This is a genomic window from Paracoccaceae bacterium (genome assembly GCA_012103375.1).
Lineage (GTDB): Bacteria > Pseudomonadota > Alphaproteobacteria > Rhodobacterales > Rhodobacteraceae > WLWX01.
In genome coordinates this window covers 3,087,809-3,099,362 of sequence record WLWX01000001.1, presented here as the reverse complement: position 1 = coordinate 3,099,362, position 11,554 = coordinate 3,087,809, and the positions used below count along the sequence as shown (strand labels likewise).

The 11,554-nt window shown below is 59.3% G+C and carries 8 protein-coding genes; 6 read left to right on the top strand and 2 right to left on the bottom strand.

The features are described 5' to 3' along the window. Nucleotides 1–6: 6 nt before the first annotated feature. Nucleotides 7–540, bottom strand: a complete 534-nt coding sequence (locus GKR99_15820; GenBank protein NKB28932.1) for a hypothetical protein — start codon at nucleotides 538–540, stop codon at nucleotides 7–9. Nucleotides 541–761: 221 nt separating this feature from the next. On the opposite strand from GKR99_15820, the gene GKR99_15815 reads away from it, so the two are divergent. The 6 genes from GKR99_15815 to GKR99_15790 all read left to right on the top strand — a co-directional run bounded on the left by GKR99_15815 (nucleotide 762) and on the right by GKR99_15790 (nucleotide 10,936). Next, on the top strand, nucleotides 762–1,454 hold the full coding sequence (locus tag GKR99_15815; GenBank protein NKB28931.1) for a hypothetical protein: 693 nt from the start codon (nucleotides 762–764) through the stop codon (nucleotides 1,452–1,454). A gap of 66 nt (nucleotides 1,455–1,520) precedes the next feature. Next, a complete protein-coding gene (locus GKR99_15810; GenBank protein ID NKB28930.1) occupies nucleotides 1,521–2,906 on the top strand; it encodes an IS1182 family transposase in 1,386 nt (461 codons plus the stop codon). Between the two features lie 261 nt (nucleotides 2,907–3,167). Further along, nucleotides 3,168–4,433, top strand: a complete 1,266-nt coding sequence (locus GKR99_15805; GenBank protein NKB28929.1) for a hypothetical protein — start codon at nucleotides 3,168–3,170, stop codon at nucleotides 4,431–4,433. A gap of 24 nt (nucleotides 4,434–4,457) precedes the next feature. Beyond that, entirely contained in the window at nucleotides 4,458–5,462 is a 1,005-nt protein-coding gene (locus GKR99_15800) for a hypothetical protein (GenBank protein ID NKB28928.1), read from the top strand. A 267-nt stretch (nucleotides 5,463–5,729) separates the two neighbouring features. Then, nucleotides 5,730–10,040 (top strand): hypothetical protein, encoded by a 4,311-nt coding sequence (locus GKR99_15795; protein ID NKB28927.1) that lies wholly within the window; start codon nucleotides 5,730–5,732, stop codon nucleotides 10,038–10,040. Beyond that, entirely contained in the window at nucleotides 10,040–10,936 is an 897-nt protein-coding gene (locus tag GKR99_15790) for a hypothetical protein (protein ID NKB28926.1), read from the top strand. The genes GKR99_15795 and GKR99_15790 overlap by 1 nt, the downstream gene beginning before the upstream one ends. Before the next feature lie 87 nt (nucleotides 10,937–11,023). On the opposite strand, the gene GKR99_15785 is transcribed toward GKR99_15790, so the two are convergent. Continuing rightward, the gene (locus GKR99_15785) at nucleotides 11,024–11,257 is read right to left on the bottom strand and encodes a hypothetical protein (protein ID NKB28925.1); all 234 of its coding nucleotides are present in this window, start codon (nucleotides 11,255–11,257) and stop codon (nucleotides 11,024–11,026) included. Between the last annotated feature and the right edge of the window lie 297 nt (nucleotides 11,258–11,554).

Sequence of the window (11,554 nt, the reverse complement as noted above, 5' to 3'; positions counted from 1 at the left end):
AATGGATCAGAGCAAGATCGGCGACGGCCACGCAACATGTATCAGGCGATCAAAAATAATATGAACCAGCCCTGCGACGACCGCCGAGGTTAACAAAGACGTGCGGAACCGAATCCGACCGATCATCCGCATGACCCCGAAAACAAGCAGAAAAGACGACGGGATCGCGCCGATCAGATAGAGGCCCGCACAAAGCGCCACGGCCAGGCCGAAGAATTGTGCCATTTCGGTCCATCGACGTGGATCGCGCAGCTCGGGCTCAGTCGGTGTTTTGCGCAAGGTCCACAACACGCCCAAAGATACGATAAGCAGCCCGCATCCGGCGATCTGTGGCAGGATTGCGGCAATTGGTTTGCGGTCAAGGGCGGAATGTGGACGCCATTGATTGTAGGATACGAACCACTCGCCATTACCAGCCTTGGCCTTGGGGCCGTGATGGTGCACGCGGGCACGCCGTTGGCACGCATGGCCTGCGCCAATAATTGAAACGAATCGCCCTCTGATTGTATCTCGGATATCCGCCAGCGGCCACGAATGAATGACCCGCTCTGATTACGTGTTTGGACACAGGCAGGTATTTTAACAGTCGGACCAGCGAGTTTTTGCCGTATGTATCCGATTGTCATTGCACAACTTTAGCGTGTATTTGTATTCTTTCGATCTGCTCGACGACGGCGGTCAATTCAGGAATTGCGGGAAATATGATAACCTCAGTTATCTTTCAGAATATGATTTTTGCTCTCAGATAGTGAGGTTCCGCCATGTCCGCTGCATTCAAGCTCAGTCTGCCTGTCGACATTCCTTGGGAGCGTATTTGTGTCTCTCGGGACATGATGGATCGCAAACCCTGCGACCTGAAATTCCCGGCAAAATGGCAATCGTCGATGGCCGTCTACAAATACGTTCCGGACGATGATTATCAGAATTATCCGGGCCGAAAAATTACATATGTCAAAGTTACCGCAACGATAACTGGGTATCAGCCTCGGGACGAAGAAATTCAGGGCTCCCTCGATTGGGGCAGCCTCGACACAACGACCCTCACAGGCGTCACAGAACTTCTGGAAAGCTATTTTCCCTGCCACGGCGCGATCCTTCAAGTCATTGTCGGACCTAAAGATCCTGAGCAAACCAGATTAAACGATTACCCCTATATTCTTGATTTTGAACCAAAAAAGAGAGAACTTTTCGAAATGGCGACAGACACCCATGAGCGCACGTCGCGGTCATTGGAGTCGCTCAACATCTCAAATTCGGCCGGCACCACCCGCTCATTAGAGACAATGGACATTGATATGGGCGGCAGCACTTCTTTCGGCATGCAGGGCAGCTATGCCGGGACCGGAGGTGGCTTTGATGTCAGCACTTCGAATACGGGTCAGTGGGGAACCCGATCCATAAATACCGATGGTTCGCAGACCGCCAGAACAACCGATCTGGGCCAATTTTGTTGAAAAACTCCTGCTTGATCGAGGGCTATGGCGCTGATTCAATCCTCTCAACAAGCGGGAGGATCAGCCATGATGGGACCGAGGCAGGAAGCACAGGCGGCGCTGTTCTATGAGTTCTCGCTGGAAGACCATGTCCCGCAAGATCACCTGCTGCGATCGATTGATCGTTTCGTCGATCTGAGCAGCATCCGCGCCCATCTTGCCGATTTCTACAGCCACACCGGTCGTCCTTCGATCGATCCTGAACTGCTGATCCGGATGCTGATCGTCGGTTACTGCTTCGGCATCCGGTCCGAGCGGCGGCTCTGTGAAGAGGTACACTTGAACCTCGCGTACAGGTGGTTTTGTCGGCTCGACCTGGCCGATCGGGTGCCGGATCACTCGACCTTTTCAAAGAACCGGCATGGTCGGTTCCGCGAGAGTGAGCTGCTGCGCCATCTCTTCGAGACCACGGTCGCGCGATGCATCGCCGAAGGTCTCGTCAGCGGTCAGCGCCTGGCCGTCGATGCCAGCTTGATCGAGGCGGATGCCAACAAGCAGTACTCTGCGCCAAAGGAAGAATGGGACATTGCGCGGATCGATGCAGACGCTGCACCCCGCGCGGTCCGCGAGTATCTCGACACTCTGGATGAGGCCGCATTCGGAGCAGCGACACCGGTCGAGCCAAAGTTCACGTCCTATTCCGACCCAGCCAGCCAGTGGACGGCGGCGCGTAAGGGTCCCGCATTTTTTGCCTACTCCGACAACTATCTCATCGATACCGATCATGGTGTCATCGTCGACGTGGAAGCGACACGGTCGATCCGTCAAGCCGAGGTGGGGTCAACCAAGACGATGCTGAAGCGGGCCAAAGAGCGCTTCGATCTTCATCCCGAACGGCTGATCGCCGACACCGCCTACGGATCGGGACCCATGCTCGGATGGCTGGTGGGTGAAAAGATCGCACCGCACATCCCGGTCTTCGACAAAGCCGGGCGCACCGATGGCACCTGGTCCCGAGCTGACTTCGAATGGGATGCCGAGAACAATCAATACATCTGCCCGGAAGGCGAGGCTCTGAAGCAGTTCCGCCGAAACTACTCCGACCCCAATCGCGGCCCAACCGGCAAGGGCGTGGCCAAGTACCAAGCGCTGAAGCACACCTGCCAATCCTGTCCTTCCAAGCCGAAGTGCTGCCCGAATGCCGACGCCCGTAAGATCACCCGTGAGGAACATGAGGACGCTCGCGACATCGCCCGCGCAATCGCCAAAACGCCGCAATACAAGATCTCGGTGAAGCTCCGGAAGAAGGTCGAAATGCTCTTTGCCCACCTCAAGCGCATTCTCGGCCTGGGACGGCTCCGATTACGTGGACCATGCGGCGCAAATGACGAATTCCTGCTCGCCGCCACTGCCCAAAACCTTCGCAAACTGGCAAAGATCTTTCCTGCACCGCAGCAAACGCGCAAAGCCTGATCAGAAAGGCGCTCGCGCTATGTTCAAATCGCTACTTTCTGCGCCCGCAACACGTTGTTTTTCCACAGAATCGGCCAAGAAAAGCGCGAGACATTTTCGCATTCGACCCAATTGTCACAAATGTACCACTTGCTTGACAGTTACCACCTTGGCACAAATCGCGCGGTCTTTTTTGTACAGCCCCGACCCCATGTTCTGGAAGAACCTTCAGGCTTCGTCCGCGGCCCTCGCCCGGTCGAGGGTATTCAGGAATTTTTCCTTGTGGTTTCACAACCCGAGGATGCAGACGATTTCTGTGTCTCTGCGCGCCTCGACACCAGTCACCTGGTGACGACGGACATTCTGGATTACACTTACCGCACCGATATTTCAAATCTCGCCGATGCAGTCGGTAGAATTCCCAATAAGAATGACGAATACATCGGCAACACGACGCGCGAAGCGTGTTTCCTTTGGGAATGCTGGGATATCACCTACAAATGCTACCGCGCCCGCGATGTCGATGACCAGATCTATACGGCCCCGACCGGTTTTAATATCGAGGGGTACAATAACCTCATCAATGAATCGCGGCACGGATCGACGTCCGTTCAGATCGCTCCGGGAAACAAAACGCTTACCGTTCACGCCGAAGCTGAAGGACACATTTGTTTCGAACACAAAGGGGTCTGCGTCGATTGCCCTGATGAGATCGAGAAATACTCGGGCTATGCGCGCCGCCAGGTTCAGGTGAATCTGCGCTCCGAAGAACGAGATCGGAAGATCGGCGAGGAAGAATACCTGTTGCTGACCACCCGCGGGATCTGTTGCTGTCCGAAAGATGGGCCGAAATGGACTGATCCCCGCGTTACCGGAACATTTGCAATTCCCGGTCGCTATAACCCCCGCCATGTTGATCCTGCGAAGAACCGCCCCGGCAAATTTGACGATTATGCGGGTTCGTTCCATCACATGGCCGATCAGCCCGCGAGTGTGGCCAAAGACCTTGCGGGTGCCAGAAAAGGCAGCATGCAAACCTCCGATAATGATCCTGCGCAGCCGGATTGCAATTGCCGCGATGACGCGGGCAAGGGCGACCAGCAGGCTGCATCGCAGGGCCGCATGACAATCCGCCAGGCCAATGGCATGCTTGGTTTCATTAAAGAGCGGATGGTGAAATCCATCGAGTCCGCTGATCCGCGCAGCCAGCCCAAACCCTATTACCAGACGGATCTTTTTGCCAAGCAGTTGCGCTCGATCATGGTGCGCACGCGCCGGTCCCGCGAAATGTCGGGCAAGCCGCTGAAGGAAGTCACGAAGAACCGCTATTTCGGAGAGGCGATCGCCAAAGAGCTGGAGATCAAACCCGACAAGGTAATGGTCCGCGACGTGTTCTCTTATCGCAACGATGAACTGGCCCGAATGACTGGGCAGGCGACCGACGACGTGGTTGAGTTAAAACTGCGCCTGATGGGCGTGCCTCTGACGAAAAAGCCGGGTGGCGGCGGAGGGAAAGCCGACAAGAAACCATCCAAGAAATCCCGCTAGACGGGATGCAAAGGAGGTTCGGCGATGGCCTTGCACCACCTGCCCCATATCTTCCATGGCCCTGAGAGAGTTCCGCTGGAACCTGAAACTCTGGCGCTTCGCGACCCAGCAAACGCACGGCCCATCTTTGGGATCGCGCCGCTGGGTTGGGTGGCACACCGCTGGGATAACCCGGTGGAGGCATCACGGGTTTGGGCAGATCATGCGGGCACATTCGATGCCGCACTATTGCCCGGCGCGTCCCCTATCGATACCGCCCTGTCCCCCTATCTGAAGGTGTTGCGTGCGGCCAAAACACTGCCGTTCACAACTGCGGTCGCCCAGGCTGCGCGGGCCGCAAGCAAATTTGCCAGCTCCGAAGGGTTGTCGGCCGATGACGTGCTCTCGCTGTGGTGCATCAAGGAAGGCCAGGTATCCTCGGTCTGGCATTGCCGTTTGTCGGATGGCCACAAGGGTTTTCGAAGCGTCGCGATAAATGTGGCCCGCGACAAGGTCGCCGCCGCGCATCTTGCGAATTCGGCGCAAGTCCTTTCCGACTGCGCAGACGGGCCGGTTGCGCGCGTCCGGGCAGTCTTTGGCACAGATGAGCAGGACGACACTGCAACTGTTTGCACCGTGCAGGACTGGATCGCAGACTCCCGAGAGCTGGGCGTTTGGCGTGACGCCACGTCCAGGCGCATGGACGGCCTGGTCGCGATTGAACGGTTCCTGCCCGACAATCATGTCCCCGCCGGAGTGGCCGGTGTTGTCGCCGAGCGTCTGACCGACAAGCACTGGCGCGCGCTGATCGGCGCTGTCGGGAAGCTCCGGCACGTTGGCTCCGACTCGATCGAGATACCCGATTTTACGCTCTCCAACGGCGATTTTGTCCTGTCCCCCGACGGACCCTGCCTGGTCGCCTGTTCGGGCCGCTGGACAGTCCTGCCAGGCTTGAAACCGGACGCCAGCAAGGGCGCGATCCGCCGAAAAATCACTGCGCATCTGAACGACGTCACCCGTGAATGTGTTGCCTACACCATCGCCAGCTAAGGCGGTGACGCGATTTGCGAGCCATTGCGCAGGCCTAGTTCTGCTGCTCTGAACCCGGAGAAATTCTCAGATGAGCGAATATACTTTGACGCTGCCGGACGGGATCAACTCCTTTGAGCACAACGGCCAGGAGTATGGGTCCGGAGAGACTTACGAAGCGAGTTCCGCTTGCGATGCAATCGCGTTCTACAATGCGGCGCGAAGCACAAATGCTGAATTGGGCCGGGCGAACAACACCAGCAATTTCTGGCAGAATACCGAAGCCGAATGCGCCAGTTCGCCTGCCCCGTCGACCCGGATGCCCCGCCAACAGGAACGACCCCGCCGGTCAACGATGCGCCCCCGACCGAGGATGGCGACGACGCTGATCAGCAGCCAGCGCCACAGCTGGACCCGCCCATTGAAGGCGAGCGCCAGACACCGCCACCACAATCGCCGGATGTTGAAGAACCGCCGCGACGCCCGCCGCCAGGCGAGGTTGAACCCGACAACAGCGATGAAACGCCACAGGAACAAACCGGCGGTGGCGACCCGGTTGACCTCTTCTCTGGGCGGTTCACCCTGCGGGAGGTTGATCTGCAACTTAATACCAGTGTTCTGCCGCTGGAAATGGTCCGCACCTATCAGAGCGGGCAGTCATATTTCGGCCCATTTGGATGGGGCTGGGATCACAATCACAACAGATACCTGCGCGAGCTGATCAACGGCGGCGTCGCGCATTGGACCGGAGACCTGAACGAGGAAATCCATATGCCCGAAGGGGGCGGCTGGCGTGCGGCCCCCGGCGTTTTCCATGTTCTTGAACGTCTTGGCGGCCCGGCGACGCGTTATGTTCTCAAAGCGCCGGAAGGTCTGGAATCCACCTTCGAACAACCGCCAGGATGGACCGACGGCGAACGCATCCCGCTTGTCAAAGTCGCGGACCGGTTCGGCAACACGCTCGTCTATACTTATGATGCCCGGTCCCGGTTGAGCATGGTCACCGACGACGATGGCCGGTTCCTGGCCTTTCACTACGGCGACTGCGATCTGCTGGAGGCAGTCGAGGATCAGGCCGGTCGGCGCGTTGTCTACGAACACCACAACGATCTGGAGCACCTCGCCTGTGTGCGCCTGCCCGCAACGGATGATCACCCGGATGGCCTGCGCCGCACCTTTGAATACGCGCCCGCCTCTTTGCCACAACCGCTCCGCCACGCCATTACGCGAATACGCGATGGCGACGGATTGGTATTCCTGGAAAACCGATACGAACAGGATCCATCCAGCTTCTCGTATGGGCGGGTGATCGAACAGTTGGCCGCGGATTACCTTTATCAGTTCCGGTATACCCAGCTTCAGTATGTGCCTGCGCATGCGGACTTTCTGAACATTCCCAGCGTGCGGGTCGAACTCATGACGCCCGATTTCGCGCTCTACACCCATACATACAATTATCGGGGTGATCTGCTGGATTATCGGTTCCGGCTGGTCGCCGATAAGTCATTTCGTGTCGTCGCGTCCAGCTTTGGCTACGACACCGAAGGGAACCGGATTCGCACGACGCTGCCAGATGGCAGCGGAGAATTGCGCAGGTTTTCGCATACCGATCCTGATCCGCGCATGCGGGGCAAATTGCGGCAGATCGAGTTGCGCGCAAGGGCGGGCTTTCCATCGCCCAGCCGCATGACTCTGCGGATCGACTACGAACCGAACTTTCAACTGGTCAAACGAATTCGGGATGAACGGGGCGGCAGTACGGACTATGTCTACGACCTGGACACGGCCCCGGTGCCGGGGGCCGTCGGCAAGCTTGAACGGATCATCCTGCCGGATGCCGTCTTGCCGGACGGTTCTGTTCAGAACAGTGACATCCGCCTGAAGATAGACGCGCGCGGGCGATTGGAAGAACTCACCTCGGCCCTTGGCCACACCCAGCGCTATATCTATGGCGGTCCCGGGCCAGAGGCCGGGCTGCCCGTGCAGACGATCCGCGATGTCGGAGGCCTCGACATAACCGAGACGATCAGTCGCGATGCCAATGGCAACGTCGCATCGACCGAAGACGGTATGGGCGAAAGAACCGAACTGATTCACGATGCGCTGGACCGGTTGGTACAGATCGCGATGCCTGACGTTGCCGGCAAGCGTGGCATAGTCAGGCTGAACTACGACACCCAGGGCGATCTGGTTGCGCTATGGCGACCGCGTGGAGATTATGACGATGCGGTTCTGGCCGGTGCACCAATCACCGATACGCTTACGCGCAACGTCCAGGGCCATATCGTTTCCACAACTTTCGGGGCCAACACCGCAAACCCCATCACCCAGACCCAGAAAACGGACTACCGTGGCCTCGTCCTGTGCGCGACCGGGCCGGAAGGCACGGTGACGCAGCAGTGCTTTGACGAACGCGGGTTGCTGTTGGAGCGGACCGAAACCGGGGCTGACGGCAGCACGACAAAACAACAATGGGTATATGATCGCGCTGGTCGCCTGCAGGTGATGCGCAGCGGACAGGATAGCCCGACCGAGACCCGCTATGACTATGACGCCTTCGGGCGCCTGGCAAAGGTCACATTACCCGACGGCGCCGAGCAGAGCTATGAGTACGGACCCGGCGACAGCATCCTGGATGAGCAGCTGCGGGGGAATGACGGCACCGGAATGGTGCGGCTGCTGGCGCGCAAATCCCAAACCTATGATGCACGCGGGCGTGTTGTGACCGAGACCCGCCATGCCTTCGAGGATGACCCGACCACGGCACAGCTGTTGACCGTCAGCAACACATTCGACGGCGATGACCGGCTGATTGAAACCGAAGATCATCGCGGCGTAATCACGCGGATGGACTATGACCGGGCGAACCGGCTGACCGCGCTGACGGATGCAGCGGGCAATCGAACCGAGCATCAGTATGACGCCGCCGGGCGTCGCACCCGAACAAGGACCATAGATCTGGAAGACGGCGGCAGTGTGCAGCGGGACACGCTGTTCACCTACGACGGGCGCGGGCGACTTTCGCGCATGACATTGCCGGGCGGCGAAGTCACCGACTATGACTATGACGACCGCAATACGCAGGTCCGAATCCTGGCGCCACTGGGATTCGAGCAGCGGCAGCGGTTTGGTCAGTTGGGCGAGCTTTTGGAGCGCACCGTCGACCCGTCTGGCGTCAACGCATCGCACCGCTGGACCTATGACAAATCTCTCCGGCCGCTCAGCTATTCTGACCCTGTCGGCGATGTCACCCGATTTTTCCATGACGGATTGGGGCGTATGGTCCGCACCACCCTGCCCAATGGATTCGAAAGCAAACGGTCATATTCGCAGGATGGCCGGGTTGCGACCGAAACGGTCTCGGGCGGTGGAGTCATCAAACTGGGTTATGACGCCGCCGGGCGTCTGTCGCAGATGCAGGGCGGCGCCTCGCCGATATCCGCCAATATTGCCGACCACAGCTTTGCCTACGATGCACGTGGGCACATCACCCGGGCCAGCGCCGACGGCCTGATAACACGGCGCAAGTTCGACAGTCTTGGGCGGCTCGTCGAGGACAGCACGGATGGGCTGACGCATCGCAACAGTTTCGATGATCTTTCGGGCACAATAGACAGGCACTGGTCCGATGGGCGCCATGAGCGCATCGAAAGCGACGTAATGGGCCGGCCCACGAAGATCGAACAGCTCGCGCCCGGTACGGTTGCCAGCGACGTGGCGGATCTGGCGCAGTTTTCTCTGGCCGGGCCGATGTCGGTCGAGCAGCGGACACTCTTCGGTTCTATCACCACGGCCACACGATTCGACGCCAGCCGCAGGGTTCTGGATCAGGAAGTCACGGCAGGCGGAGGGGCGATAGAAACGCAAGCATATCGCTATGATGCGCTTGGTCGCACCAATATCGCGCAATCTGCGCTGCAGGGGTGGACCCGCGTGGCCGAGCATGATGGACCGAGCCGGTTGCGCCGCACTGCCGAGGGGTTCGTCGCCCCGCCGCTTTCCGCGGGCGCAAGTTCGGTCGCAGAACAGGCCACCGATATTGGCGCGGTTCAGGCCGCCGCCGCAGGCGCAGCGCGCACCCGGGAATTCACCTACGACCGCTCAGATGCACGGCTAACCCGCAGCGAAAACGGAGCCGCCCCTGACGTTTACACCTACGCAGCTGGCAAAATGATGACAGCCGCAGCGGCCGAGGTGATGAGCAATGACGCCAACGCGCGGCGCACAGGGGATGGTCGCAACCGTTATGAATACGACGCTTTCGGTCGCGTTACGCGCATTCTGACGCAGAATGGCGCGGCGGAACGCATGCGGATGACATATGATGCCCTCGGTCGGTTGCAGCAATCTCAGACAGATGGTGGCCCGATACATCGTCACGGCCATTTTGGGCAAGTCGAGGTCGAAGAACACGCGGGCGGCGCGCTTTTGCGTCAGTTCAGCGCCGATCCGTATCTTCCACTGCCGCTGGCAGTACACCAAGGCGGAAGCAGTTTTGCGGCCCTGAACGATCAGCGGCTAAACCGTGTCGGCCTTGCCGATACCACCGGCAATGTCGTTGAACGCTATAGCTTTGCCCGTTCGGAACCCCACGGGTGATGGCACCGGACGGATCGGCGCGGCCGGCCTCGCAGTTTGGTCTCGACCCGGTGTTTGGCGGGATGCGCTACCTGCCGGGTCCCGGCCTGTACCATACACGCTACCGAGTGGCGGACCCGCGCCACGGCGTGTTCCTGACCAGCGATCCCTTTGGGCCGCTCGACAGTCCGAACGTATACGCTTACGCGCGCCAGAACCCTGCCGATTTTGTCGACCCCGAGGGCGATCTGGCGTTCCTCGCCGGTCTGCTGATTGCCGCTGTCGCTGGTGCCGCTATCGGAGGGCTTTTTAACGGGGTGCGACAGGCGATTGCGATCGGCGAGGGGTCGCAGAAAGAATGGGAGTGGGGACAATTCGGCCTTGCTGTCGGCATGGGGGCGGTGATTGCGCCTGCAATGGTTGTCGCGCCGGAACTTGTAATCCCGCTGGCCGCTTACGGTGTTGTCAATGGTGGTGCCGAAATCGCGCGCGGGAATTATTACACCGGCGCATTTGACGTCGTCACATCAGTGCTTCCATTCGGGTTCAAAGGGGTGCGGACCGGGGCTGTCGGGCGCGGCTCGGCGATCGGCCAGGCGCGCGGCCTTGGACCACGCACACCGATGTCGACCCGCGTTGGGCGGTTCCGGCTGATCGGCGACAATGCCCGACATATGCTTCCGCGATTGCGCGGACGTCGTATCGGCCTTGGTTTCAGTCAGGCGCGCAACAGCCCCGAGGGCCACGTCGCGGTCATTCTTGAAAACGGCGAACGCGGAATGTGGTTTGTCGAAAAAAACGCAATGCGCGACCCTTATACACGGGAATTGCGTGCGTCGTTCTTCGAGACCGAGCCGCCGCCGGATGCCTATGTTCACGACCCGACCCGACCGTTTGTTTATCGCGGATTGTGTTGAAAAACTCCGTTTTAGGGCCTGAACGATGATTTTTCTTTCCATGCAGCCCGATCCTAAATTTTTGGCGCGGGGGTCGGCCCAAATCGCCTACATGCGCTCACGCGCAGCCATGCGCTGTCTCGTGGTCAAAGCTTTCCGACTATTTCGCTTCATAGGTTTTCGCAAGAAATCCGCGACGCTCTGATTTCGGAGTTTTTCAACACAATCCGCGGTATGCGGGTCTCTGAACAGGCCGTGCGGACCGCAACCGAACACGCACGCGGTCGCCTGGCCGAGAACGGTGTCGAGCCTTTCGACTTCAAGACCGCCAATTGTTCGCATTTTGGATGTGATGTGTTGTCCGCCGCAGGGTTCTGCGGCCTTGGCAACGGGCGTGGCAGCGGTCTGTGGAGCGATTTCTCCAATCTGAGCCTGGCGCGCACGATGATGCGCTCGGCGACGTTCGGCCCGCCACAGGTGGGCGACGATGAGGCCGCTTCCGAAGACGTCCCGCCACCGCCAAAGAAGCAATAGAACCCACCGAAATTGCCACCGCTTCTGACGGGACCAAGGCCGGGTGAGCCCTGGCACCCGCAACTCGGCCAGTTCGTCTTTTGGCAAGCGAATGGCGCCTCACCC

What these genes read in the sequence shown, in the direction of transcription:
- GKR99_15790 (NKB28926.1), top strand. Translation starts at nt 10,040, where the DNA reads ATGGCACCGGACGGATCGGCGCGGCCGGCCTCGCAGTTTGGTCTCGAC.
- GKR99_15800 (NKB28928.1), top strand. Translation starts at nt 4,458, where the DNA reads ATGGCCTTGCACCACCTGCCCCATATCTTCCATGGCCCTGAGAGAGTT.
- GKR99_15785 (NKB28925.1), bottom strand. Translation starts at nt 11,257, where the DNA reads ATGCGAACAATTGGCGGTCTTGAAGTCGAAAGGCTCGACACCGTTCTC.
- GKR99_15810 (NKB28930.1), top strand. Translation starts at nt 1,521, where the DNA reads ATGATGGGACCGAGGCAGGAAGCACAGGCGGCGCTGTTCTATGAGTTC.
- GKR99_15815 (NKB28931.1), top strand. Translation starts at nt 762, where the DNA reads ATGTCCGCTGCATTCAAGCTCAGTCTGCCTGTCGACATTCCTTGGGAG.
- GKR99_15795 (NKB28927.1), top strand. Translation starts at nt 5,730, where the DNA reads ATGCGCCAGTTCGCCTGCCCCGTCGACCCGGATGCCCCGCCAACAGGA.